This window comes from Pseudomonas cerasi, from assembly GCF_900074915.1.
GTDB lineage: Bacteria > Pseudomonadota > Gammaproteobacteria > Pseudomonadales > Pseudomonadaceae > Aquipseudomonas > Aquipseudomonas cerasi.
On record NZ_LT222319.1, the window covers coordinates 1,225,467 to 1,250,916 of the forward strand.

A 25,450-nucleotide genomic window follows, 5' to 3' on the forward strand; every position below is an offset into this window, starting at 1 on the left:
ATCGTTCCAGCGTCGAACGCAGGAACGACCACCGACCACACGTTCAGGCTTCAGGTGTTTTTCCTTGCTCAACCGGTTCTTTAGCCGGCCCCAGCACAATCGCCAAATGTCGCAAGTCGTCGACCTCCAGGCCATAGCTTTTGCCTGACGGGCTCTGTGTGACCGTTCCCAGCGCGTACACCGTGAAAAACTTCACGTCATCCGCGTGGCTCAGCAGCTCACTGATGTAACGGCTGGAGCGATAGGCCTGCATCTGCGCGGGCGACACGTAGAGCGTCACCAGTTTGCCGTCAAGACGGTCGAAGAACCTGAACTTGAAGCCCAGCCCGTACCGCTGCTCGATTAGGCCGCCGCCGAACAGCACCCGGCCGTTATCGCCTGACTGCGCGTATTTGATATGGCGAAAATATGAGCGCAGCGACACTTCGCCCAGGCCCGGAATTTTCAGCTTCAACAGCTTGAAGTCTTCCAGTGACAGCTCGGCCTTGGCCTGCCGATAGCTGTCCACCAGCCGCTCCAGATTGTTGGTGCGCGTTTCGCTGTAGCGAGCAATCGGTGCCTTGGCAGGTTCTGTGACTGGAAGCGTTGCAGCGGGGCGCTGAGCGCCAGCATCGGGCTTTTCCGGGCCGGACGTGTCCTTGGTCGGCGCCTTGATGAACGGGTCGAAGATATCGATGTAATCGTCCAGCTTGCGTTTGGCCTTGCGCAGGCGTGTCTGTACATCGGTTTCTTCGACCGGCTCGTTCGGTTCTTCCTCTGCTTCTGCGCGCTCATCCACCCATTCGCAGCCCGGGTGATGGTCGTAATGTGGGTTGGCGCGAAAGTGCGCGGCGACGAAGGTCGGGTTGTCCTGTGGCTTCACGTCATAGCGAACCCCGGTGACCTTCGCGCCCATTGCCCTGCACGCCTCGGTCGAGCAGAGAAACTCGAACCGTGCGCGTGGCGGTTCCTGAGAGAAGTATTCGCGTCGCGCCGCGGCGATCGACAGCTCCTGCTGCAGTTCCACACAGTACGCACGGGTGATGGGTTTGCTGGGCTTCATGCTCGTTTGGCTGCCTTCCAGTGAGAGTTGCCTTAACACGCTATTTCACCCGGACACGCCTTGCAACCATTGCACAGCAGGACGTCGAAGGCAGTGCCCGGCAAAACCACTTCACACTCACTCGGCGGGCACTGCCAGCCATTCTCCCAGCGCCTGCTGATACTCGCCGGTGGCCTTGCTCAGATGCAGCCACTGATCCACGTAGCCTTTCCAGGTGACATCGTCACGTGGCAACAGGTAGGCCTTTTCGCCGTATTGCATGTAGCGGGTCGGATTGACCGCGCACAGGCCGGGCATGCGTTTCTGCTGGTAGAGCGCTTCGGAAGCATCGGTGATCATCACGTCAGCTTTCTTGTCCAGCAGCTCCTGGAAGATGGTCTTGTTGTCGTGAAATGCCAGGGACGCCTTTGGCAGATGAGCGCGAGCGAAGGCTTCATTGGTGCCACCGGCGGGTTCGATCAAACGCACAGAGGGCTGGTTGATCTGCTCGACCGTCTGATACAGCGCCTGATCGGCGCAGCGGACCAGCGGGATTTTGCCATCGACGTCCAGTGTGTTGCTGAAAAACGCTTTTTTCTGGCGTTCCAGACTCACAGAGATGCCACCCATACCTATGTCGCATTTACCGGCCACCATGTCCGGCATCAGGTTTTTCCAGGTCGTGGGCACCCACTGCACCTTCACCCCCAGGCTCTTGGCCAGTGAACGGGCCATGGTGATATCGATGCCTTCGTACTCACCGTCTTCGCGCAGCAGGGTGTAGGGCTTGTAGTCGCCTGTGGTGCAGACAGCCAACTGGCCAGCTTGCAGCACCTTGTCCAGATGCGAGGTGTAGTCCTGAGCCTGAGCCTGAGCCATGCCTGTGATGCCCAGCAGCAGGGCGGTCAGTGCGCTGTATTTAAGATTCATCATGAGTCTGGATGCTCTCAGCGGTGCAGTCGGTTTTATTGGAGCCGACAGATTGCTTCATTTGTCAGGCCGCTGTGAAGCTGTAATCAAAACATGCCGTTGGCCGGGGGAGGGAAATCAGGGGTTGAACATTTCGTAAAAAAGCGTAATGTTGTGCCCCATGATTCTTGAGCAAATCAAAGCGGTCGGCAATGACACTCGCATGTTGATCATGGAGTGGCTGAAAAACCCGCAAGCCCATTTCCCTCCCCAGGACCACGGTGATCCGGCGATAGGCGTGTGTGTGTCGCACATTCAGGCCAAGGCCAACCTGTCGGCTTCTACCGCGTCTGCGCATCTGGCCATCCTGCAACGTGCCGGGCTGGTTCAGGCAACGAGGATCGGCAAGTGGACTTATTTTCGCCGTGACGAGCAGGCCATAGACCGGTTTGCCGACAGGCTCAAGAAAGAACTCTAGGCTTTGAGCGTTATTTATACATTTCGTCATTTTGCGTAATGTTGAATTGATAGGAGATTGACCATGAGCAATACAACCATCTACGTGCAGGCTGGCGGCGGCTACGATCAGGTCAGCGTGGGCGAAAGCGAAGTACTGGCACCGAAAGCCGGTGAGATCACTGTGCGTCTGCATGCCAACTCGCTCAACTATCACGACTTCGCGGTCGTTACCGGCATGTGGGCACCGACGGAAAAACGCATTCCCATGGCCGATGGTGCAGGCGTAGTCACTGCAGTGGGCGAGGGCGTCAGCGAGTTCGCGGTTGGCGACTCAGTGGTCAGCACGTTCTTCCCGGAATGGATCAGCGGCGAGCCGCTGGTCGAAGGTTTTGTCACGGTGCCGGGTGATGGCGTCGACGGTTATGCCCGCGAGCAGGTGACTGCCCGTGCCACCTCGTTCACCCTTGCGCCAAAGGGCTACAGCCATGCTGAAGCGTCCACGCTGACCACCGCCGGTCTGACCGCATGGCGTGCGCTGATGGTCGATGACGCGCTGAAAGCCGGCGATACCGTTCTGGTGCAGGGCACTGGTGGTGTATCGATTTTCGCGTTGCAGTTCGCCAAGATGGTCGGTGCGACCGTTATCGCCACGTCGTCGAGTGATGAAAAGCTGGAGCGTCTGCAAGCCATGGGCGCTGATCACCTGATCAACTACCGCAAGGACAGCAATTGGGGCGAGACGGCGCGCAAGCTGACCGGCGGCCGTGGCGTGGATCACATCATCGACGTGGGCGGGCCCTCGACACTGCAGCACTCCATGAACGCGGCCCGGGTCGCTGGCCATATCTCGGTCATCGGTATTCTGAGCGGTGTTGCCGGCCAACTGGAGTTCGTCCCGGCGCTGGTCAAACAGCTGCGCATGCAGGGCGTTCTGGTCGGCAGTCGCACTCAGCAACAGGACATGATCCGGGCCATCGATGCCAATGGCATGCGTCCAGTCATGGACCGTTCCTTCCCGATGACCGACATCGTCGAAGCGTTCCGTTACCAGGAAACCAATCAGCATTTCGGCAAGATCTGCCTGGATATCTGATCCGCAACACTGTGCTGTTAACTGAGCACAGGTGAACAGCGCTGGCCTGCCGACCCTGGTGTCGGCAGGCCAGTTGTGATGTTTTGCATTACTTTCCCAAGTACTCCCCGCTCATTTCCTCGCATCAAGTTCGCCGGTCTGTGGTCACACCTCTGTGGCATGAAAGACGTTCGTGCTGTGCAGCATCAGTGCTGCCTGGCGCCACGTTCAATTCGATTATCAGATCAGGGACGCATTGAAATTATGAAACCTCATCTTTTGCTAGGTCTGCTTGGCGTTTTCTCCTTCGGTGTTCAGGCTGCATCGCTGGACGTTCCGATCAATCTGGTCAGCGCTGATGGCGCCCCCAAACCTGTAGGCAGCGTTACGGTGAGCGAAACGCAATACGGCTTGCTGTTCACTCCGAATCTGAAAGAGCTGCCTGCGGGCATCCACGGTTTTCATGTGCATGAAAACGGCAGTTGCGAAGCGGGCACCAAGGACGGCAAGAAGGTCGCAGCCCTCGCGGCTGGCGGTCACTTCGACCCGGGCAAGACCGGCAAGCATCTGGGTCCTTACGCCGATGGCCGTCTAGGCGATCTGCCTGCGCTGTACGTGGCTGCTGACGGCACTGCAACTTACCCGGTGCTTGCCCCACGCCTGAAGAAACTCTCGGAAGTCAAAGGCCACGCGCTGATGGTTCACACCGGCGGCGACAACCATTCCGACCACCCCGCACCTCTGGGCGGTGGCGGTGATCGTGCTGCCTGTGGCGTGATCTGACGGACCGTGCCTGCATCCGTTTCGGGTGCAGGCGCGCCAATCGGTAAAGCTTTCTCGCGTAAGTGAGACGTGCGCTACACCGTTCTCTCCACAACGCGTCGCGGAGCAATCACGCGTGCTTGAGCGCATCCCCATGATGCATCGCCGAATGGCCGGTCTTGTCGCTCTTCACTTCGTACTGCGGATCGTCCTTTGAAGCAGGCCGATGTTTGCCCATGAACTCAACGTCCTTCACATGTACTTTAGTGACTTTGCCATGCACCTGGCCCGCCTCGGAGTTCCAGTGTACGGCGTCGCCAACTTTGAATGCGGTGGTCATTCAGACTTCCTCAAGTGGGGAGCGAATGATCTGCAGCATTCGCTCGGTATTGTTCTGAGTGTCCGGCGCGGGAAGAATTCACTGCGGTTGATCGTGTGCCTGGCCTTTATCTTGCTCATGTATCTGCAGTCCGTTATCAAGGAAGTGATTACATGAGGAAGTGGCATACAGGCGCACAGATTATTGATGATCAAACTCGGGCTGTTGCTGACGGCGTCTTGCAACACGGCCGCGCATTGTCCGAAGCGAAAGGGGGAATGGCTGATCCTATTGCCTGCATGATCATGGAGAACGATCTATTGATTGGCGGCGCCACAGGCCGAACCGAGTTCCAGCGGCTGTTTGTGAGTTACCTGTGGATCGATGCCGGGTGGCGCGGAAAAGGGCTCGGGGCGCAGACCCTGAATAGGCTTGAAGCGTTGGCCATCGAGCGAGGCTGTACTGACGCTCTGATCGAAACGCTGGATGACGATGTTGCCAGATGGTACGCGCGTTGCGGTTACGTGCCGATCGCATGTCTTCCACGCTACTGTGGCCCCTGGAGCCGACATACGCTATTGAAATCGTTCGGTGCACAGGAGCGCATGTGAAAGAAGTCAGGTGTGCACTGCTATGGCCCGACACACCGTCTGCTTGTTGCGAAGCACAATGAACTTCACGCCCCTGCATTAGCCCCTTGGACTTTCGGTCGAAGCGCGCTTTCAGGCGCATCAGCAGCTTAATCATATGAGCACTCCAGTGCATCGCTTCGTTTTAGAAGGGGATTCTCGCATCACTGCTCTTGGTGTAAGTTGAAACGCTTCCTGATCAAACGATCAGAAAATCCGCACGTTGCCTGCCAAGGAATGCCTTCAATAATGAACCTGTCACTCAAAAAACTGGCTGCCTCCACCTTGATACTGGCCAGTCTCTCGTCGTTCGCCAGTCTGGCAAATGCCACTGTCACTGCACAACAGAGCGCTGTCATTCTCCAGACATTCAGTGAGACATCGGTAAAGGATTTCAGGCAGTTTCTGAACAATCTCGCCAGCGCTGATGTGGTGAAAACTGCCGATTTTGGCCCGGCCATCAGCGCCTTTCTCGACAACAAGCAACTTTCCGCATCGCAACAGAACGATATTCATCGTCTGCTTGGTCTGTATACCCGCATGAAGTATGGCAGCGCGGCTACTGAAACCCTGCGCGAGCTGGTGGCGATTCCCACTGTCCGTGTCGACGGCGTTGCCCAGCATGAAAACCCGGCGTTCATAAAGATCGCCGACACGATCAAGCGCCTGGCCGAGGGCTTCAATCTGAAGTTCCGTAACGTCGATAACCGTGTGTATGAAGTGTCGCTCGACGGGGCCGGTGACGAAGTGGTGGGCATTCATGTGCATGCCGATGTTGTGCCGGTCACGCTGGACAACTGGGTCTTGCCTGACGGCACTCGTCTGGACCCGTTCAAGGTGACGTTGATCGGTGATCGCATGTATGGACGCGGCACCGAGGACGATAAGAACGGTATCGTGGTGGCGCTTTATGCCATGAAAGTCATCAAGGAAGAAAAGCTGCCGCTGGCCAGAAACTTCAAGTTGCTGATCGATACCACGGAAGAAACGGCCGGCGACGCCATCCCGTACTATTTTGAGCGTAACCCGACGCCCGCCTACAACCTGGCGCTGGATGGCGGTTATCCCGTCGTGATCGCAGAAAAAGGCTACGGCACGGTCATGGCCAGCTTTGCTCGACGCCAAGCCGAGGGCGAGGGCGCCGAGATCGTTTCAATGACCGGGGGCATGGCCACCAATCAGATTCCATCGAAGTCGGTGGCCACTCTGGTGACCGACAAGCCTGCCGAGCTGGCTGCCAGCCTGCAACAGGCCGGTGCCGAGTACGTGAAAAGTAATGGCGGCGACTTCGAGGTCGATGCCCGCGTCGACGGCAAAGACGTCAAGCTGACGGTCACCGGTGTATCCGCACACTCGTCGGCACCCCAGTCCGGCGTCAACCCGGTCGCGAGGATGCTGGACTTCATCAACAGTCTGCGGGGCAAGGTTGCGCTCAAACAGAACCAGATCACCGACGCTGCCCGCTATGCCGCTGACAACTGGGGGCTCGATTATCTGGGCAGCAAGTTGGGCGTCGGGTTCTCCGACGACTTCATGGGGCCTCTGACCGCATCCCTGACTTACGTAGCAATGGATGAAAAGGCGTTCAAACTGGCGGTCAATCTGCGTGTGCCGAAGGGCAAGTCCCCGCAGGTCCTTGAATCCGAAATCGCTGAAAAGCTCGAGGCCTGGAGTACAAAAACTTCTATCAAGCCAGTGTTTGACTATTCCATCGCCGAGCCGATGTATCGCAATCCCGAGGGTGAGTGGGTCAAGGCGCTGCTGGCTGTTGCCAGTGAAAATCTCGGCATGGAGCACACCTTTGGCACGTCGGCTGGCGCTACGTCGATCCATTCATTACCCAACGGTGTGCAGTTCGGTCTGGCAAGACCCGAAGTCAAATACACCGGCCATACGGATAACGAGTTCAAGACCACCGGACAGTTCTTGCTGGATCTGCAGATCGTCACCGAGATGATGGGGCGTATCGGGCAGTTGCCGAAGCTCTGACACGATGTCCGGGCCTGTTGCAATGACAGGCCCGGTTTCGATGAGCGGTGTTCACTCCGATGCGTGGGCGAACGACGCGGATGAAGAAGAAAGCCGGGTCCTTGCCTAAGCGCATTCCACACGGTTGCGGCCCAGACGCTTGGCCTGATAGAGCGCCTGGTCTGCGCGCTGAATCAGGCTGGCGGCCGTTTCCCCGGCGCTCAGTTCTGCAACGCCCAGAGAAATGGCCACCGACCCTGTTTCCGGAATCACCAGGCTTTCAACGCTCTTGCGAATGCGCTCCGCGAGTTCGGCCGCCTGTTTCAACGAGCTGTCGGGCACCAGGATCAGAAACTCTTCTCCTCCCCATCGGGCGGCGACGTCCAACAGGCGGATACGCTGTTTGAGGATGGCCGCAACGCTGGTGATTACGCTGTCACCGGCAGGATGGCCGTACCGGTCATTGACCGCCTTGAAATGATCGATATCGCAGATGATCAGACTGAACGGCTTGCCCGACATACTCACCGCAGGTATCTGTCGCTCAAGCGTATGCTCGGCTGAGCGACGGTTATCCAGCCCGGTCAGCGGATCGCTGTGAGCAATCTCCAGCAACTTTTGTTCACGGCCCAGGCGTGTGGTCACATCCTGGCTGATGCTGACGTAGTGGGTGATTGCGCCCTCCAGGTTACACAGCGGAGAAATGCTGTGTTCCGCATAGAACAGCGAGCCATCCTTGCGCTTGTTGATGAAGGTCGTGCGAAGCGGGGCGCCACTCTTCAGCGCTTCCTTGAATTGCGCATAGAACGCCTCATCGTGTTTTCCAGAGCTCAGTATCCGCGGGTTTTCGCCGAGGATTTCGCTGCTGCTGTAGCCAGTGATCTGCTGAAAAGCCTCATTGGCAAACACGATGGTGGAATTGCAGTCGGTGATGATAATCGGGTCAAGCGCAGCGTTCAGTGCCTGCGCCAGCAGGTGTTGCTCACGCTCGGCCCGGATGCGCGGGCTGATGTTCTGCTGCACAGAGACAAAGTTGCACACCGAACCTGCATCGTCGCGCACGGGAGAAATTTTCCATTCGACGATGTAAGGACTTCCGTCCGCGCGGTAATTGACTGTCGACCCTTCGAAAAAAAGGCTTTCACTCAGGCATTCGCGCATCCGCTCGATCACTTGAGGATCGGTGTCCGGGCCTTGCAGGATCCGTGGCGAGGCACCGATCAATGCCTCGGCCGTGTAGCCGGTCATGGAGCAGAATGCCGGATTGACGTACACAATGAAGGGGCCGCCATTGGCCAGATTGGCGTCGGTGATCAATACGGCATTGAATGACTGTTCGACAACTGCTTCAAGCAAGGCAAGACGCTGACTGGATGAGGTCATCTGATTTCCTGTCGAGTGATCCGTTAATTGATCGCGGCTCTGATCAGATAATGTGTGACGCAATGCCGGTTGGACAATGGGTGCAGTGAGTTGGACCGCAGGCACCGAGCACTGGTTGCACGGGCACTATACCTCCAAGAAAAAACGCGCGCATGACTCCCCGTGCAGCGCCCAAGTATCTGAGCGGTTTGGCAAATATTAACTGCGACGCGATGTCGCATTCCGGTATCGTTCGATCAATTGAAACTAATTGTTTCTGATTCTCTCGGGGTACTCGCTGAAAAGCGTCCTGAAAAAACGAATGCCAGGAGGTCTGCGTTGGATTTGTCGTCTGCTGCCTGGGTGTTTCACGACACCCGTCTGATTATCTGCTGCCTGATTGCCATTGCCACGATCATCGTGCTGATCAGCGCTACCCGGTTGCCACCTTTTCTCTCCATTCTCGTCGGCACGTTCATCGCCGGTATCGGCGCGGGTTTACCAGCCGAGGCTGTCGCAAAAGCCTTTAGCAAAGGCGCGGGCAGCATCCTTGGCGAGGCCGGAATCATCATCGCGCTGGGGGCAATGCTTGGTGCGTTGATGGCCGAGTCGGGGGCGGCGGATCGTATTGCTTCCACCTTGCTCAGGCTGGGCAAGGGCCGCATGTTGCCCTGGATAATGGCGCTGGTGGCGATGGTCATCGGCTTGCCGCTGTTCTTTGAAGTCGGTCTGGTGCTGATGGTGCCGATCATCTTCGTCATGGCGCGTCAGTCCGGTCAGCCGCTGCTGAAAATCGCGATTCCGGCACTGGCGGGTATGACCACCTTGCACGCTTTGATGCCCCCGCATCCCGGCCCGTTGATTGCGGTCAGCGCGTTGCATGCCGATCTGGGGCTGACCATGCTGTTGGGGTTGTGCATTGCCGTGCCTGCGGTGATTCTCGCTGGTCCCTTGTACGGCAACTGGCTGTCCGGACGCATGCACGTTGCAGAGCCGGCCGAGCTCGGTGAATTGTTCAGTGCCAAGCCTGAAACCAGTCGCCAGCCAGGGTTCGGCATCTCGCTGCTGATCATCCTTTTGCCGGTGATCCTCATGCTCGGCAGCACCTTTGCCAAGATCGCCCTGGAGCCTGAAAGCAACATCGCGCTGACCTTGAAGTTTCTCGGTGAGCCGCTGGTAGCGCTGGGTATCGCGGTGCTGGCGGCAACGGTTTGTCTGGGCTGGGCCAACGGGCTTTCCCGTGAACACGTCGGCGGTACATTGCGCAAAAGCCTCGCGCCCATCGCGGTACTGTTGCTGACCATCGGCGCGGGTGGCGGCCTCAAGCAGACGTTGCTGGATGCGGGAGTCAGCCAGACCATCAGCAAAGTAGCGGAAGGTGCGCACATGCCTTATCTGCTGCTCGCCTGGCTGATTGCCGTGGCACTGCGTCAGGCCACTGGTTCCGCGACCGTGGCGACCACCACGACCGCAGGCATACTCGCGCCGATGATGGCCGGGCTTGCGCCGGTGCAGGCCTCACTGGTGGCGCTGGTGATCGGTGCCGGCTCGGTGTTCTTCTGCCACGTCAACGATGCAGGCTTCTGGATGGTCCGCGAATACTTCGGCCTGCAACTCAAGCAAACCATTTGGGTCTGGTCGGTGTTGCAGACCATCGTTTCGGTGGTCGGGCTGATCGGGACATTGCTGCTGTGGCACTGGCTGACGTGAAGCCCTGCGGGAGGGCCGGGAATCATTCCGGCCCATCAACGTCGGCGTAAATCAGGCAGTGCATTCGGCTGCGGACTTGATGATATGCAACAGTGCCTCTAAGCGCATCGGCCTGTTCAACAGATAACCCTGAAAGTAAGGGCAGCCCATTTTGCGCAGCAGGTTGTATTGTTCCGCTGTCTCCACACCTTCCGCCGTGATATCCAGATCCAGTGCTCGGCCCAGCGACAGGATGCTGCTGACAATGGCTTCGCTGCGCTCATACGTCATCATTCGGGACACGAAGGAGCGATCGATCTTCACGGCATCGATCGGGTAACGGTCGATGTAGCCGAGCGAGCTGTAACCCGTACCGAAGTCATCCAGCGCTACTCTCACGCCGAGCTGCCTGATCTGTCGGAGAATCTCCGCGATCGCGTCAGGCTGATAGAGAAACACCGATTCGGTGACCTCGATCTGCAGCTGGCCCGCAGGCAGGCCGGTGGAGGCGATGATCCGTGTCACCTGATCGACGAACCCGGGATGGCTCAACTCTTTTCCGGACACATTGACATTGAGCCTCAGGTCCAGGTGAGGGAACTGCTTGCGCCAAGCCTGCACTTCGCTACAGGCCTGATGCATCACCCAGGCCCCCAACTCATGAATGATCCCGAGGTCTTCGGCAATCGGGATAAACGCATCGGGGGAAATGATGCCCATGGTGGCGTGGTTCCATCTGACCAGGGCTTCGGCTCCCACCAGATGCTCACAGTCGCCGCTGTAGATCGGCTGATAAAAAACCAGGAAATCCTTGTTTTCCAGTGCCTGGCGCAATGCATTCTGAATCACCAGCGTGTCGATGGCCGCCTCGCGCATCGAGGCGTTGAAAATGTTCCAGCGTCCTCTGCCCTGTTTTTTTGCGGAATACATGGCGACATCGGCGTCACGCAGCAACTCTTCGGGCTTGGTATGGCTTTCACCTGCGGTGACAATGCCGATGCTGCACGAGATGAAAATGTCCTGGCCTTCGATCTGTATTGCCGTGTGCAATTGACTGACGATACGTTCAGCCATTTTTACGGCAGTCTCCGGCTGATCCTTGCCCATCAGCAGAATTGCAAATTCGTCGCCGCCGATTCGCGCCAAAACGTCATTCGAGCGAACGCAGGTCTGCAATCGGTTCGCGACCGCCTTGAGCAACTTGTCACCGGCCAGGTGCCCCATGCTGTCGTTGACCACCTTGAAGCCGTCCAGGTCCAGAAAGAGTACCGTTGCCCGTTCGTAACGAGAGTCACGGGTTACAAAGGCCGTGGTCAATTCGTTCATCAGGTAAGCGCGGTTGAACAGTGAGGTCAGCTCATCGTGAAAAGCGATATAGGTCAGCTCTTCGGAAATACGCTCGCGTTCCTCCAGCCGGCTCTGTAACGCAAGCTTTTCCTCCCACTCCAGCCGAGCTCGCTGAGCCAGTTGCTGGGACTCCTTGCGCTCGGTGATATCGCGCTGCACGGATACCCAATGAGTGAACCAGCCCTTTTCGTTGGCCACCGGCACAATGCTCAGCTCGACCCAGAACTGGCTGCCATCCTTGCGGGTGTTGAGCAGTTCGACTTCAACCGGTCGCCAGTGACTGAGAGCCTCGCGAATAACGTCCAGCGTTGCCCGACTGGTGTCCTCACACTGCAGAATCCGTGGCGTGCGACCTATGACTTCGTCTTCCGTGAAACCGGTTATTGCCAGAAACGCAGGGTTGCAATAGACGATACGCGGGCCGGGCAGATCGATGGGTTCCGCTTCGGTGATAAGAATCGCGTCATTGGCGTTGATGACAACCGATTCAAGCAAGCGCAGGCGTTCGAACGAGGTGACCAGCGGGTTATTGGCTTCGGCATCACGTCCCGGTTGCAGGTAAGTACGAATATGAACAGCCTGGGCCTGCAGCGCATAACGTTGCGCTGCGCTCAGCACTGTTGCGTCATCGCTGTTGCTCAACAACATCGCGCCCAGCAACTCATGCCTGAAGCCACGAATCGCGACGTAGATCAGGGTAGGCCCTGAGCCATTCGCTTCGATTGCCTTCGCCGGGCTGTCCTGACCGACCAGCACCACGTCTCCATACGATGAGATCATCCTTAACCATGCTTCGTCCGCCTTGGTCTGGCTTTGACCAACGCTGACCAACTGCTCCCAGCCTGTAGCGCTGGATACCATCAGCAAAGCGGCGTTGCACGAGGCGGAATGAGCAGCGGCCTGCAATACCTTGGCAACATCTTCAATATTCTTTGGTATGACGTGGTCGTGCTCATAGCCCTGAGAGTTCATCGATCGCTATTCCTGAATGGCATGCATGTATAGTCCGGATCCTGTTCGGCAGCGCATAAGCCGTGGACGCGTTCCGTGGACCTCTTCCAGCTGCGCTGAGAGATCGTCTGACGGGTTCAGCTGATTTTTTTCAGCCAGCACCACGTACAGACTTGATGTTGCTAAAAGACGTTTGGTCGAAGCGACGAGTGACCTACTGGATAACGTACCCCTCAGTCAGCTGCGGATCGCACCTGCTGTTACGGCTCATGTTTAATACAGTGAGTTCTTGCTGATGCCTAAGTGCTATTACGCACTAATGTTTACGACAGGGCGGGTTTCAAAAGGTTGCATGGAAGAGTGGATGTCCGGATGGAGTGCTAGCCTTACTGCCGAGAGAGAGTGCAAGGCAGATAGTCGAAGTTGGCTTGTTTATATGAATGGCCCGTGCAGAGAAGTTGAGGGAGTCGTTCGCAGTCATACCCGTTGTGGCATTACGATGCTGCTAGCGCTGAGTTTTAAAGACACCCGCTTTCTCGAGTACTCTCACTAGGTTATCGGGCTTGATGATTTCCATTGTCGAGTTCAGTTCATTGGCGGACCACCAATGATGCTCTGTCATGACCTGAGTTTCCTGCAGCGTCCATTCTGATCGAGAGACTATCTGACGCTCTGTGTGCACAACGTAATACCGCTCAACGGCGAGTACGGTTTCACCATCAGGGAGGAGCATCGGAAAACGTCTGTTGGCAACATGCCCGGCAATCGAATTGACCCTGATGCCGGTTTCTTCGCGCAGTTCACGCAGGGCGGCGGCCTCGAAAGTTTCGCCGTCCTCTACGCCCCCTCCAGGTGTTGCCCAATAATTGTCGCCGGCCAACGCCCCGGTTGTATGCTGAAATCTGAACAGCAGTACCCTCATCGACGGACTGACGATTAACAGGCGCGATGATTTGCGCTCACGCAATGGTTTGTCTGCCTTGAAATTGGGCATGAAACCTCACGCCTCATACCGCCGTCGTGCATCACTGAGCATGGAAATCGTCAGTTTGCGTACTTCCAGTTTGCTGATCTCTACATGGGAGCGCAGCAGCAATAATGCTTCGTCGCGTTTGCGCGCCTGAAGGGCATTGAGGATTGCGGCGTGTTCGAGGTAGGTATGTTCGATACGGGCGCTTTTGAAGAAGTCCAGGCGGCGCACAATACGGATGCGCTCGGTCACTTCCTGATGGATGCGGGCCATTTCCAGGTTGCCTGACGCCGCCACCAGTTGGGTGTGAAACTGCTCATCGAGGTCGGCGACCACTTGCATGTCTATCTGCCAGCGGTCGCGATCGACCAACCAGTGCTGGCGCAGAATAGTGAGTTCCGGATGCACCTCGGCGGATGCACAAATGCGCTCGACCGCCGCGCACTCCAGCACGATGCGCAGATCGTAGAGTTGGTCGATCTGGTTGAAATCCAGAGGCTTGACTGACCAGCCACGTCGGAACTCGACGTCCAGGTAGCCTTCGCGCTGGAGGCGGTAGAGTGCGTCACGCACCGGTGTTCGCGAGACCTGATAACGGTCGGCCAGTTGGGTTTCGGTGAACCGGTCATAAGGCAGCAGGTAGAAGTCGAAAATCTCCTGCTTGAGCCGCCGATAGACGTCTTCTGCCAGCGCGTTGGTGGTGTTCGGGGAATTCAAGGGCGTGGCTCCAGGCTGCTCAGGTCAATGCTGACATGTGCAGCAACGACTTTCCAGCCGCCCTCCAGTCGCGCCCAAGTCTGCATCTGCCGACCGAGGCGCTGGGTGACGCCATCGTGAAACTCGGTACTGACCGTGGCGAAGTCTTCACCGAAGGTACTCACCACGGTGCGCAGCAGCATGCGGCCCGGTCCGACCGGCTGGCACTGGCGCCGATAGCGCGCAATCGTGTCGGCGCCATGCAGGTTCTCCGCGACGCCGTAGCGGACGGTCTGTTCGGAATCCCAGAAATATGCATCCAGCGTGGTCAGTTCATTGGCCAGCAGGGCGCGTTCGTAGTCGTGAAAGGCGTGGGTCACTTCAGCGACCACGTGAGGGAGGTTGATGTCCATCAATGTGTACTCCTTGTCTGCAGCGCCTGCTCCAGGTCCGTCAGTGAGGCGACGCGACCAACAATCCCGCCTTGTGCGGTGATCATCTCCAGCGTGGCCCGTTTGAATGCGGGGAAGTAGCTTTCGGTCGCGTCCTCGATCAGCAGGCAGCGATAACCCCGGTCATTGGCTTCACGCATGCTGGTCTGCACGCAGACTTCGGTGGTGACGCCTGCAAAGATCAAATGGGTGATCCCGGCGTCGGTCAGCCGCGGCTGCAGATCCGTGGCGAAGAACATACCTTTGCCGGGTTTGTCGATGACCCACTCGCCAGCGAGCGGCGCCAGGGTGTCGATAATCTGATTGCCGGGTTCGCCGCGAATCAGGATGCGTCCCATCGGGCCAGGATCGCCGATGCGCAGGCCCGGCGAGCCATGGTCACGTTTGGCTTGCGGGCAATCGGCAAGGTCCGGGCGGTGTGATTCGCGGGTATGGATCACCGCAATGCCTTCATCGCGGGCCAGCGTCAGCAGGCGTTGCACGGACGGTACGATGGCTTGTAACGGTGCGACGTCGTTGCCCAGTGCGGCACCAAAGCCGCCGGGTTCGAGAAAATCGCGCTGCATGTCGATGATCACCACAGCAGTCCGGGACGTGTCGAAGGCGAAGCTGTCAGGGCGCGCATTGACCTTGATCATGCCGGTTGCCCCGCGAGATGCTCGGCACCGGCCATGTGTCGGCCCAGCTCGGTACGGTCAGCGTCCGCTGCACTGGTTTCAAACACCAGCTCGCCGTCGTGGATAACCACGATGCGGTCTGCCAGGCTCAGCAGTTCGTCGAGGTCCTCACTGAGCAGAAGGACCGCTGTGCTGCTGTTGCGAGCGTCGATCAGGCGCTGGTGAATGAGCGCGACACTGGCGAAGTCCAGACCGAATACCGGGTTGGCGACGATCAGTACCGCGACGTCGTGGGTCAGCTCTCGGGCCAGTACAGCGCGCTGCACGTTGCCCCCTGACAAAGTGCCGATGGGCCGGTTCGGGTCGTTGGGCGATACCTGAAACTGCTCAATCAGGCTGCGTGCTTGCACACCTGCGGCGCGACGATCCAGGCGCCAGCCCTGACGGCAGAGCGGCGGCTGGTCGAAATTGCGCAGGGCCAGGTTGTCAGCCACGCTGAACGTGCCGATGCAGGCGTTGCGCAGGGGCTCTTCGGGCAGGCTGAACACGCGCAGGCGTTGCATCTGTTCACGCCGCGCGTGGTAAGGCTGACCGTCGACCGCTATCTGCCCGGCGCTGAAGGCTCGCTGGCCGAGCAGCGCTTCGGTCAGTTCGCGTTGACCGTTGCCGGAGATGCCTGCAACTCCGACGATCTCACCCGGGTGAACGGCCAGAGACAGGTTTTTCACCGCCAGCGTGCCTTTGTCGCCAGGCACATCCAGGCCTGTCACCTGCAACTGCGGCGGACGAGCTGCCATCACCGGGCGCTCGGTGCTCACTCCGCGCACCTGTGCGTTGCCCATCATCCACGCTGCCATCTGTTGTGTGGTGGTGTCAGCCACTGCTGCACTGCCCACCCAGCGGCCTTTGCGCAAAACGGTGACGTCATCGGCGTAGGTGCTGACTTCGCGAAATTTGTGCGTGATCATCAAGACGGTCAGTTCGCCACGATGCGCCATCGCCTGCATCAGCCCCAGCACTTCGTCGGCTTCCTGCGGCGTGAGCACCGAGGTGGGTTCGTCGAGAATGACCAGTCGACGCTCCAGATACAGCTGTTTGAGGATTTCCAGTTTCTGCTTTTCGCCGGCCGCCAGGCTACTGACCGGACGATGGATGTCCAGCCGAAAAGGCATTTTTGCCATGAACGCTTCCAGACGCTGGTGCTCGCTGGCCCAGTCGATACGCCACGGCAGATCACCGCGCGACAGCACCAGGTTTTCCGCCACGCTCAGGCCCGGCGCGACGGTGAAGTGTTGATACACCATGCCGATCTGCAACTGATGAGAGTCGCGCGGGGTGCGAATCTCGTGTTCGCGGTTGTCGATCAGAATGCTGCCCGACTGCAGCGGGCTGTAGCCGATGATGCCTTTGACCAGCGTACTCTTGCCGGCGCCGTTCTCGCCGAGCAGGGCGTGGACGGTGCCGGCGCGGACCTTGAAGGACACCTCGTCGAGTGCGCGAAACGCTCCGAAATGCTTGCTGGCACCAATCGTCTCAAGGCTCGGGGCGCGCATGTTCATGCTCCCAACAGGTCGCGAAGCATTGAGGAATGGCCGACTGCGCCGAACACGCCACCCTGCATTTTGACCATGCTCAGGGCCGCCGCATGATTGCCAGGGTCGGTCGCCCCGCAGCAGTCTTCCAGCAGCAGGCACTCGAAGCCACGGTCATTGGCTTCGCGCATGGTGGTGTGCACGCAGACGTCGGTGGTGATACCGGTCAGGATCAGATTGTCGATGCCGCGAGTGCGCAGAATCAGTTCCAGATCGGTGGCGCAAAAGGAGCCTTTGCCGGGCTTGTCGAGCACGATTTCGCCGGGCAGCGGTGCCAGCTCGTCGATGATTTCCCAGCCTGGCTCGCCACGTACCAGAATCTTGCCGCAGGGACCTGGGTCGCCGATTCCCGCGCCGATGCGCTGCGAGCGCCAGCGTTTGTTGGCGGGCAAGTCGCTGAGGTCCGGGCGATGGCCTTCGCGGGTATGGATGATGGTGAAGCCCAGCGGGCGCATCGCCGCGAGCAACGCCTTGATCGGCTCGATGGGCGCTCGGGTCAGGGCCAGGTCGTAACCCATGCTGTCCACGTAGCCGCCGACGCCGCAGAAATCGGTCTGCATGTCGATCACGATCAAGGCTGTGTTGTGCGCATGCAATTGGCCGTTCCAGGGCCAGGGGTAGGGCGCCGATGCAATATGACGTTCGCTCATGGCATTACTCCTCCCAGTTGCTGGGGGTAGGTTTGAAGTCGCGCTCGGGGGCCGCGAACCCGCACGAGCTGCCATCGGTATGCACGACATCGTTTTCCCACGGCAGACGGTACTGGCCTGCGCTCAGATCGTGCATGTAGGTGTAGGGACAGTCGCGTGCGCCGCCCTTGACCGCCACATAGCCGCGATGCCCGAATTGATAGATGTTGTTCTCCACGCCCCAGTGCACACGGGCTTCGCGGACCAGGTCGGGGCGCAGTTCGCAGCAGACGATTTCGTCGGCCCGGCCACCCCCTTCAGCCATGATCGTGCCGTCGAAGTCGACAAACATCGCTTCGCCCATGGAGTCGAACGTGCCGTCGGAGCCGCACATGCAGACGCTTGCGGTCTGCATCAGGTTGGTGAAGGCGTTGCTCTGATTGGTGATCTTCCACGAGTGGCGGATCGGTGCGGTGTAACCCGCGGTGCGCAACATGATGTCGGCGCCCTTGTAGGCGCACTCGCGGGCCATTTCCGGGAACATGCCGTCATGGCAGATGATCAGCGCCAGCTTGCTGCCGCGCGGTCCGTCGCAGACCGGAATACCCAGATCGCCCGGCTCCCACGGTTCGACCGGCACCCACGGGTGCAGCTTGCGGTAGTACAGGCGGATGTCCCCGAGGTCATCGACGATCAGGCCGCTGTTGAACGGGTTGCCGTGCGGGTTGGCTTCCATGATCGAGAAGCAGCCCCATATCCGGTGCGTCTTGCACGCCTCGCGCAGCGCAAGGACTTCCGGGCCGTCGAGGCTGCACATGATCTCCGGCGCCGTGCTCATCGACAGGCCGTGCAGCGAGTATTCGGGAAATACGATCAGGTCCATGCCCGGGTTGCTGCGTCGCGCTTTGGCAACCATGCCGACCACTTTCTGCGTCTGCGCCCACAGCGCCTCGCGCGTATGCGGATCGGGCAACGCTAGTTGCGCCAGGCCGATCACCACGCCCTTGGGCGACTTGTTCAAACCACCAAGACCACTGGCCATGCAATGTCTCCTCGAAAAGATCAGTTCATCGCGTCAGGCTGAGTTCGCCCGGCGCGCCATTCAGAGTGCGACCACGGCGGCAGGTGGCGTACATCACCACCAGCGTCAGCGCATAAGGTGCTGCGGCAAACAGGTAGTAGCCGGCGCTGATACCGACCGCTTGCAGGGCCGGGCCGATGGCACCGGCAGCGCCGAACAGCAATGACGCCCACAGACACGCCAACGGGCGCCAGCGGGCAAAGATCACCAACGCCACGGCCATCAGTCCCTGACCGCTGGACAGCCCTTCGTTCCAGCTGCCGGGGTAGTAGAGCGACAGATAGGCACCGCCGATACCGGCCAGCCCACCACCCACCGCAGTGGCCACAATGCGTACCTTGAGCGGTCGATAGCCCAGCGCCTGAGCGGTTTCAGCATGGTCGCCGACCAGACGCAGCATCAGCCCCCAGCGCGTGGTGCGCAGCCCCCAGTGCAGAACGAACGCCAGGGCTGCACCGACGAAGAACAGCACATTGATGTTCAGCGCCGAGCGCACGCGTTCTTCGCTGCTCCAGGCTCCCAGCGCCAGTGAAGGCAGCATGGGCGCCTGTGGCTGGATAAAGGCTTTGCCGAGAAAGAACGCCAGGCCGGTGCCGAGCAGAATCAGCGCGATGCCGAACGCGATGTCGTTGACCCTTGGCAACGAGCACGCCAGCCCATGCAGCAGGCCCAGCAGAATGCCGACCCCTGCAGCCGCGCCCACCCCCAGCCATGCCGATCCGCTCAGGCACGCGACGGCATATCCGGACATGGCGCCAGCCACCAGAATGCCCTCCAGCCCCAGGTTGATCCGGCCGCTCTTCTCGGTCAGGCATTCGCCCAGGCTGACGAACAGAAAAGGTGTGCCGACGCGGATAGCGCCGGCCAGCAGGGCGAGGAGAAAGGTAGTCAGGTCGATATCAGCCATGTTGCAGTGCTCCCTTGTCGAGTGACGCGGGCGACGCCGTCAGCCTGATCTTCCAGGCGGCGATACGCCCACCCAGGGCTTCCCAGAGCAGCAGATTGGTGAACAGCAGACCTTCAAGAATCAGCGTGGTGGCGTCTGGCAGACCGAGTCGTCGTTGCAGCAATCCGCCACTGGCCTCCAGCCCGCCAAGCAGGATGGCGCAGACGATAATTGCCAGCGGATGATGGCGAGCGGCGAAAGCCACGAGGATGCCGCTGGTGCCATAGCCTGCGATCAGCGCGGCGTTGGCGCTGCCTTGCACTGCGGTGACCTCGAACATGCCGGCCAGACCCGCCGCCGCACCGCCCAGCAGGCAACTGAGCATGATCAGCCGGTCCACGGGCAAGCCGATCATCAGCGCGGTACGCACGTTGCCGCCGACCACGGCGAGGGCAAACCCCTTGACGCTGTGGCGCACCAGCACATACGCCAGCAGGCAGGCGACGACGCCCGCCACCAGTCCCCAGTGCACTTCGAAACTGTCGCTGATCGTGCCGATCATGTAGGCATCGTCCAGCGGCGGCGTCGAAGGCTTGTTCAGGCTTGCCGGGTCGCGCAGAGGGCCTTCCACCAACTGCCGGAACAGTGCCAGGGCGATGTACGAAAGCAGCAGGCTGCTGATCGTTTCATTGACCCCGCGACGCTGGCGCATCCAGCCACTCAGACCGATCCACAGTGCGCCCACGGTCATTGCCGCGACGGCCATGCAGGCAAGCATCAAACCGGCTGGCAGATGGCTGAGCCACAAGGGTGTCACGGCGGCAGCCAGGCCGCCCAGTACGAGCGCACCTTCACCGCCGATGATGATCAGCCCGGCTCGCGCGGGCAGGGCGACGCACAGCGCGGTCAGCATTAGCGGCGCGGCGCGTTGCAAGGTGTTTTCCAAGGCGAACCACGAGCCGAACGCGCCTTCGCCGACCAAGTGCAGCGCCTGCCAGGCAGGCTTGCCCTGAACCGCCAGAAACAGCCCGAACAGCACGCACGAGGAAAACACCGCCAGCACTGTAGGCAACCCTGGCAACAGCGCGCTGGCCAGGCGGCGCAGACTTATCGATGAACTCATGAACGTTCCTCAGATCTGGCCAAGCACGCCTTCGACCAGGTAATTCATGCTCTCCAGCGCAATGTCGGTCTGGCCTTGTGCAACACCATCGGCAATCACCACGTTGCCCTTGTTGTCCTTGAGCGGGCCTTTGAAAATCACGAACTGACCGGCCATCATCTGCGCCTTGATGGCATCCGCTTTCTGTTTGGCGTCGGCTGTTACCGCAGGCCCGTAGGCGGACGTTTTGACGAAGCCTTCCTTCAGCCCGCCGCGCAGGAAGTTGATCATCGGCGCGCCGCTCTGGGCTGCCGCGACGTGAGCACGATAAGGCGTCTCCCAGTTCCATTCGGCACCGGTCAGGTAGCCCTTGGGCGCCAGCGCAGCCTGGCTGGCGTGGTAGCCACAGGTCATCACACCGCGTTTTTCAGCTGTCTCGACAATCACCTTGGGCCCGTCGACATGGCAGGTCAGCACGTCACAACCCTGGTCGATCAGGCCGTTGGCAGCTTCTGCTTCCTTGACCGGCAGCGACCAGTCACCGGTGAAGATCACCGTGGTGACGATGCTCGGGTCGACCGAGCGGGCACCCATGGCGAACGCGTTCAGGTTGCGCAGCACCTGAGGCACAGGCTTGGCGGCGACGAAACCGAGCTTTTTGCTCTTGCTCATGTGCCCGGCGATCACGCCGTTGAGGTATTGCGCTTCGTCGATGTACCCGAAAAAGCTACCCGCTTTCATCGGGTCGCGACCTTTCTGCCAGAGACCGCCGCAGTGCGCGAAACGGACGTCCGGGTACTTTTTGGCGACCTTGACCACGTGCGGTTCGAAATAGCCGAACGAGGTCGGGAAAATCAACGTGGCGCCGTCCTGACGGATCATGGCTTCCATGGTCTTCTGTACGGCCACGGTTTCCGGAACGTTTTCTTCCTCGATCACTTTGACGTTGGGCAGCGTCTTGATGATGGCCGCTGCCTGAGCGTGGGCCTGGTTGTAACCAAAGTCGTCGCGAGCGCCGACGTAGATAAAACCCACTACCAACGGCGCATCGGCTGAATAGGCGCGACCGAAAGGCAGCGCTGCGCTCAGGCCGATAATGCCCGCCAACTTGATGAAACTGCGACGATCAACATTCGACATGTGTGCTACCTCGGGTCATTGAGCGATGGAAGATGTGTGCGCGGCGCGGTAGGCGCGCCAGCCTTTGTAATCGGTGATGTCCAACGCGCCTTCAAGGCCGCCAGGCTCACAGATGAAACCCTTGACCCACTGGCCGTCGGCCAATTGCAGCGAGCCGATGCCCAGTGGTGCGGGAATGGCCGCGACGAAGGCGCCGAACTGGCTCAGCGGCATTTCCCAGACTTCTATCTCGATGCTCGCGCCCTGTTCAGCGACGCGCACCAGTCCCGGTTTCGGCGGTGTCGTTGCTGCCAGCGCATACAGGCGGTAATCCGCGCTGGTGGTTGTGGTGCGCAGCAGGCGCGCGCCACCTTCGAGCAATTGCCAGTTGAGTGGCTGGCCAACGAGGTGTGCACCGACCACTGCAACCTGCACGGTCGGGCTGTTATAGGGCAGGGGAGCCATCGCCACGGCGTCACGCTGGTCAGCCTGGCCGAACAGCGGCTGCCAGGCAGCGGCGATCTCCGCCAGGCGCTGATCGGCACCGGCAGGGCCAATCAGCGTGATGCCCGCAGGCAGTCCGTCCGCGCGGCGATCTGCCGGGATGGCGATGGCGCACATGTTCATCAGGTTGACGAAGTTGGTGTAATAGCCAAGCTGCGAGTTGAGCTCGACCGGATTGCCGAGCACCGCTTCGATGGTCGGCATGCACGGCGCGGTCGGCACCACCAGCACGTCGATGTCGGTCAGCAACTGCTGCGCAGCGCGGGTCAGTTCTGCCAGGCGATAGCGGGCGTTGAACGTGTCCACGGCGTCGAATGAATCCGCGCTCTGCACAATGCCGCGCACCACGGGATGAATGTCGGCCGCGTTGCTGGCGAAGAATTCGCCGATGGCAGCGCGGCGTTCCGCCACCCACGGGCCCTGGTACAGCAGGGCAGCCGCCTCGGCGAACACGTCGAACTCGATAGCGCTGACCGTCACCAGCGGGTCGTTTTGCAGGGCTTCCAGAGTTTTGAGGTAAGCCGCCTTTGCCTGCTCGTCACCGAAAAACTCGCAGTGCCGCGCGACGGCGACACGCCGAACCCTGCGCTGTACCGGCAATGCCTGCACGGCCGCACTGGACGCATCCAGCGGGTCGTAAGCTGCAATGACCTGCGCCACCTGCCAGGCTTGCATCACATCGTTGGCAAAGATGGATGGGCAGTCCAGCGTGCGGCAGGCAGGTACGACCCCGCGGCTGCTGAACAGACCAAGGCTGGGCTTGAGGCCGACGATGCCGTTGAAGCCGGCTGGCACGCGGCCTGAACCTGCGGTGTCCGTGCCCAGTGCAAAACTGACGTAGCCACGCGCTACCGCCACTGCCGAGCCGGAACTCGAACCGCCGCTGACATAGGCCGGATCACGCGCATTGCGCACTGCGCCGTAGGGTGAACGGACGCCCACCAGGCCAGTGGCGAATTGATCGAGATTGGTCTTGCCCATCAGTATCGCGCCGCTGTCGAGCAGCAGTTGCACAACGTGAGCACTGTCCTCGGGCACGTAGGCGTACGCCGGGCAGGCAGCCGTGGTGGGCATCTGCGCTACGTCGAAATTGTCCTTGACCGCAAAAGGCACGCCGAACAGCGGCAACCGGTCATACAGCGCATCGCCCAGTTGTTCGGCGATACTCTCCAGCGCCTGTGCCCGCTCGACAAGCTGTGCCAGCGGGACGCGATGAATCCAGACCTCTGCCCGGTCATCCGCATCAATGTGCGCGGTCAGGTTCTGCACCAGTGTCGTCAGCGTGGTTTCGCCCGAGCGGAGCGCCGACTGAAGTTCAGGGATATCGAGTGCGGTCATGGTGGTGTTCATTCATGTATACAAGATGAACTGACGCGTTTGCACGTTACGGGCCAAGGTCAGCCGGAGGGCGATTTACGGTGGGGTTACTGGCTATTGGCGGGGCGTTGCGCTGCAGTCATGCGTCATGTTTGCGCTTGAATGTGTCTGCGTGCACAAAGATAGGTCATATCAGCCGCAGGGCGAATGTAGCGCCGCGCGGCTGACATCAATGCAGGTTTCTCAGCTCTCGCAGAACCTGAGCCGGTTACCGAACGGGTCGCAGACTTCCAGCGTCTTTCCCCAGCCTTGCTGAACGATGTCCGGGCGGGCGTAGCCATACTGCTTGCCGATCAGTTCATCGCGCAATTGCTCGATGTTCTGCGTCGGGATGAACACCGCCGCACCTGGACAGGCATCACCGTGATGCTCGGAGAGGTGCAGGTTCAACCCGTTACGGCTGATGCCCAGATACAACGGCAGATCCGCTTCGAAGCGGTGCTCGAATTCGATGCTGAAACCGAGAAAGTCGATGTAAAACTCACGCGCCTTGCGTTCATCGAACATCCGCAGGATTGGGACGGCACTGTTGAAGGTGACGGTGGCTGGCTCCTTTGCAGACATTGCTATTCCTTTATCGACAGGGTGGGCGTGTAGTCATCGACGCCAATGCACACATTTATACATGGCGGTTATCTGCGGCGACAGCAGGCATGGCTATGCAGGCTGCTTGACCGGGAACGAGACGAACGGTTTTATTTCCTTGAGCACGAACATGCTCTGCATTTCCTTGATGCCGGGTAATCGTCTGACCACGGTCATGGCGAAGTCAGCAAAGGAATCCAGATCGGGAGCTACGACCTGAAGCAGAAAGTCCGCATCGCCGCCGATGCTGTAGCACGCCACGACATCTTCCAGCTGCATGACTTCCTTCTCGAATTTTCTGGCCTCGGCCTCACTATGACTGTCGATGCTGATACGAATGAACACCATGACGCCAAGCCCGATCTTGCGGCGATCCAGAACGGCTCGGTAACCCTGTATATAGCGATGTTCTTCAAGCTGCTTGACCCGTCGCCAGCAGGGCGAGGCAGACATGCCGATCTGATCGGCCAGGGTTTGATTGGTGATACGGCCGTCCTGCTGCAGAGCCGTGAGGATCCTTACATCTATCGGGCTTAATGTCGGATGGGTCATAAATACCGTTACTCCTCATGTTGCAGGAAATTTATACCGGTTTTAGCCGTCCAGCCAGTAAGAACAGATAATTCTTTCCGCGTTGAAACACGTAATATTTTTCGACACAGGGGTTTGCCTGCTGGATCTCAGGCAAGCTCTTCAATCAGCGTCAAGTCTCAAGGAGTGCAACATGCTTGATCTGACTCAGGTTCTTACGTATTCGGCAGCGTTGGGTATTGCCGCCGCCATTCCTGGCCCCGGTATGGCAGCGCTGGTCGCACGGAGTGTCAGCGGCGGGGCGGTGTCAGGCTTTTGCCTGCTGTGGGGCTGATCCTCGGTGACCTGACCTATCTTTCATTTGCAGTATTTGGTCTTGCCATGATTGCCGAACACTTCAATGCGTTATTTCAGGTCGTGCGTTGGGGGGCCGCGATTTATCTTTGCTACCTGGCCTGGCAGTTCTGGTTCGCAGATCATCAAGCCATAGAAATCGGCAAGCCGGCAAAGAAGAAAGAGTTGCTGTCTGCGGCCGCTTCCGGATTGACCATCACCTTGGGCAACCCCAAGACCATCGCCTTTTATCTGGCGCTTTTACCGTTGGTCATCAATCTTGAAACAGTCTCTCTGCAGACGTGGGGGCTGGTTCTGGTGCCGCTGACGGTACTGGTGCTGCTGGGGGTAGGGGCCGTGTTCATATTTGCCGCCTTGCGCATTCGACATTTGTTGTCGAGTGAGCGCGCGCAGAGGAAACTGTTTCGCGGTGCGGCGGCCATCATGGTCGCCGCGGCAGCTTCGATGCTGGTGCGCTGATCTGCCTG

Annotated in this window: 24 protein-coding genes and 1 pseudogene; 7 read left to right on the plus strand and 18 right to left on the minus strand. The window is 59.5% G+C overall.

Features of this window, described 5'->3' with window-relative positions:
* Positions 1-43 precede the first annotated feature (43 nt).
* Together PCPL58_RS08045 and PCPL58_RS08050 are read right to left on the minus strand one after the other, a co-directional pair.
* Complete coding sequence (locus tag PCPL58_RS08045; protein ID WP_065349187.1) at positions 44-1,042, minus strand: ATPase; 999 nt, start codon at positions 1,040-1,042, stop codon at positions 44-46.
* A 117-nt stretch (positions 1,043-1,159) separates the two neighbouring features.
* The gene (locus PCPL58_RS08050; RefSeq protein WP_065349188.1) at positions 1,160-1,954 is read right to left on the minus strand and encodes a transporter substrate-binding domain-containing protein; all 795 of its coding nucleotides are present in this window, start codon (positions 1,952-1,954) and stop codon (positions 1,160-1,162) included.
* Positions 1,955-2,099: 145 nt separating this feature from the next.
* On the opposite strand from PCPL58_RS08050, the gene PCPL58_RS08055 reads away from it, so the two are divergent.
* The 3 genes from PCPL58_RS08055 (at position 2,100) to sodC (ending at position 4,244) form a co-directional block, all read left to right on the plus strand.
* Positions 2,100-2,408, plus strand: a complete 309-nt coding sequence (locus PCPL58_RS08055; RefSeq protein ID WP_017277782.1) for an ArsR/SmtB family transcription factor — start codon at positions 2,100-2,102, stop codon at positions 2,406-2,408.
* 63 nt (positions 2,409-2,471) lie between these two features.
* Positions 2,472-3,482, plus strand: coding sequence for a zinc-dependent alcohol dehydrogenase family protein (locus PCPL58_RS08060; RefSeq protein ID WP_003365244.1), 1,011 nt, complete (start codon positions 2,472-2,474; stop codon positions 3,480-3,482).
* A gap of 243 nt (positions 3,483-3,725) precedes the next feature.
* A complete protein-coding gene (sodC, locus tag PCPL58_RS08065; protein WP_065349189.1) occupies positions 3,726-4,244 on the plus strand; it encodes a superoxide dismutase family protein in 519 nt (172 codons plus the stop codon).
* A 109-nt stretch (positions 4,245-4,353) separates the two neighbouring features.
* On the opposite strand, the gene PCPL58_RS08070 is transcribed toward sodC, so the two are convergent.
* Complete coding sequence (locus PCPL58_RS08070; RefSeq protein ID WP_003433541.1) at positions 4,354-4,563, minus strand: hypervirulence associated TUDOR domain-containing protein; 210 nt, start codon at positions 4,561-4,563, stop codon at positions 4,354-4,356.
* 152 nt (positions 4,564-4,715) lie between these two features.
* On the opposite strand from PCPL58_RS08070, the gene PCPL58_RS08075 reads away from it, so the two are divergent.
* Together PCPL58_RS08075 and PCPL58_RS08080 are read left to right on the plus strand one after the other, a co-directional pair.
* A complete protein-coding gene (locus PCPL58_RS08075) occupies positions 4,716-5,153 on the plus strand; it encodes a GNAT family N-acetyltransferase (protein WP_065349190.1) in 438 nt (145 codons plus the stop codon).
* Positions 5,154-5,420: 267 nt separating this feature from the next.
* Positions 5,421-7,160 carry a dipeptidase gene (locus PCPL58_RS08080; protein WP_065349191.1) on the plus strand — a complete coding sequence of 580 codons (1,740 nt, stop codon included), beginning with the start codon at positions 5,421-5,423 and terminating at the stop codon, positions 7,158-7,160.
* 105 nt (positions 7,161-7,265) lie between these two features.
* Here PCPL58_RS08080 and PCPL58_RS08085 read toward each other — a convergent pair whose 3' ends face one another.
* Entirely contained in the window at positions 7,266-8,522 is a 1,257-nt protein-coding gene (locus PCPL58_RS08085) for a sensor domain-containing diguanylate cyclase (protein ID WP_065349192.1), read from the minus strand.
* Between the two features lie 318 nt (positions 8,523-8,840).
* On the opposite strand from PCPL58_RS08085, the gene PCPL58_RS08090 reads away from it, so the two are divergent.
* Positions 8,841-10,211, plus strand: coding sequence for a GntT/GntP/DsdX family permease (locus PCPL58_RS08090; RefSeq protein WP_060708740.1), 1,371 nt, complete (start codon positions 8,841-8,843; stop codon positions 10,209-10,211).
* 51 nt (positions 10,212-10,262) lie between these two features.
* On the opposite strand, the gene PCPL58_RS08095 is transcribed toward PCPL58_RS08090, so the two are convergent.
* The 14 genes from PCPL58_RS08095 to PCPL58_RS08160 all read right to left on the minus strand — a co-directional run bounded on the left by PCPL58_RS08095 (position 10,263) and on the right by PCPL58_RS08160 (position 24,650).
* Positions 10,263-12,509 carry a putative bifunctional diguanylate cyclase/phosphodiesterase gene (locus tag PCPL58_RS08095; RefSeq protein ID WP_065349193.1) on the minus strand — a complete coding sequence of 749 codons (2,247 nt, stop codon included), beginning with the start codon at positions 12,507-12,509 and terminating at the stop codon, positions 10,263-10,265.
* 484 nt (positions 12,510-12,993) lie between these two features.
* The gene (locus PCPL58_RS08100; RefSeq protein WP_083188344.1) at positions 12,994-13,482 is read right to left on the minus strand and encodes an NUDIX hydrolase; all 489 of its coding nucleotides are present in this window, start codon (positions 13,480-13,482) and stop codon (positions 12,994-12,996) included.
* Between the two features lie 6 nt (positions 13,483-13,488).
* Positions 13,489-14,175 (minus strand): GntR family transcriptional regulator, encoded by a 687-nt coding sequence (locus PCPL58_RS08105; RefSeq protein WP_003365220.1) that lies wholly within the window; start codon positions 14,173-14,175, stop codon positions 13,489-13,491.
* On the minus strand, positions 14,172-14,567 hold the full coding sequence (gene hpxZ, locus PCPL58_RS08110; RefSeq protein WP_054080701.1) for an oxalurate catabolism protein HpxZ: 396 nt from the start codon (positions 14,565-14,567) through the stop codon (positions 14,172-14,174). The genes PCPL58_RS08105 and hpxZ overlap by 4 nt, the downstream gene beginning before the upstream one ends.
* A complete protein-coding gene (locus PCPL58_RS08115; protein ID WP_054080702.1) occupies positions 14,567-15,244 on the minus strand; it encodes a cysteine hydrolase family protein in 678 nt (225 codons plus the stop codon). The genes hpxZ and PCPL58_RS08115 overlap by 1 nt, the downstream gene beginning before the upstream one ends.
* A complete protein-coding gene (locus tag PCPL58_RS08120) occupies positions 15,241-16,782 on the minus strand; it encodes an ABC transporter ATP-binding protein (protein ID WP_162273813.1) in 1,542 nt (513 codons plus the stop codon). The genes PCPL58_RS08115 and PCPL58_RS08120 overlap by 4 nt, the downstream gene beginning before the upstream one ends.
* A complete protein-coding gene (biuH, locus tag PCPL58_RS08125) occupies positions 16,779-17,465 on the minus strand; it encodes a biuret amidohydrolase (protein WP_003365215.1) in 687 nt (228 codons plus the stop codon). The genes PCPL58_RS08120 and biuH overlap by 4 nt, the downstream gene beginning before the upstream one ends.
* Positions 17,466-17,469: 4 nt before the next feature.
* Complete coding sequence (locus PCPL58_RS08130) at positions 17,470-18,486, minus strand: formamidase (protein WP_065349194.1); 1,017 nt, start codon at positions 18,484-18,486, stop codon at positions 17,470-17,472.
* 25 nt (positions 18,487-18,511) lie between these two features.
* Complete coding sequence (locus tag PCPL58_RS08135; protein ID WP_065349195.1) at positions 18,512-19,432, minus strand: ABC transporter permease; 921 nt, start codon at positions 19,430-19,432, stop codon at positions 18,512-18,514.
* Positions 19,425-20,534 (minus strand): ABC transporter permease, encoded by a 1,110-nt coding sequence (locus PCPL58_RS08140; RefSeq protein WP_003433510.1) that lies wholly within the window; start codon positions 20,532-20,534, stop codon positions 19,425-19,427. The genes PCPL58_RS08135 and PCPL58_RS08140 overlap by 8 nt, the downstream gene beginning before the upstream one ends.
* Positions 20,535-20,543: 9 nt before the next feature.
* Positions 20,544-21,653 carry a BMP family ABC transporter substrate-binding protein gene (locus PCPL58_RS08145; protein ID WP_065349196.1) on the minus strand — a complete coding sequence of 370 codons (1,110 nt, stop codon included), beginning with the start codon at positions 21,651-21,653 and terminating at the stop codon, positions 20,544-20,546.
* A gap of 15 nt (positions 21,654-21,668) precedes the next feature.
* Complete coding sequence (gene atzF / locus PCPL58_RS08150; RefSeq protein ID WP_065349197.1) at positions 21,669-23,474, minus strand: allophanate hydrolase; 1,806 nt, start codon at positions 23,472-23,474, stop codon at positions 21,669-21,671.
* Positions 23,475-23,696: 222 nt separating this feature from the next.
* A complete protein-coding gene (locus PCPL58_RS08155; RefSeq protein WP_065349198.1) occupies positions 23,697-24,077 on the minus strand; it encodes a glyoxalase superfamily protein in 381 nt (126 codons plus the stop codon).
* A gap of 93 nt (positions 24,078-24,170) precedes the next feature.
* Positions 24,171-24,650, minus strand: a complete 480-nt coding sequence (locus tag PCPL58_RS08160) for an Lrp/AsnC family transcriptional regulator (protein WP_024959560.1) — start codon at positions 24,648-24,650, stop codon at positions 24,171-24,173.
* Positions 24,651-24,822: 172 nt separating this feature from the next.
* Here PCPL58_RS08160 and PCPL58_RS08165 point away from each other — a divergent pair.
* Positions 24,823-25,442: pseudogene (locus PCPL58_RS08165) on the plus strand (LysE family translocator).
* Positions 25,443-25,450: the final 8 nt, after the last annotated feature.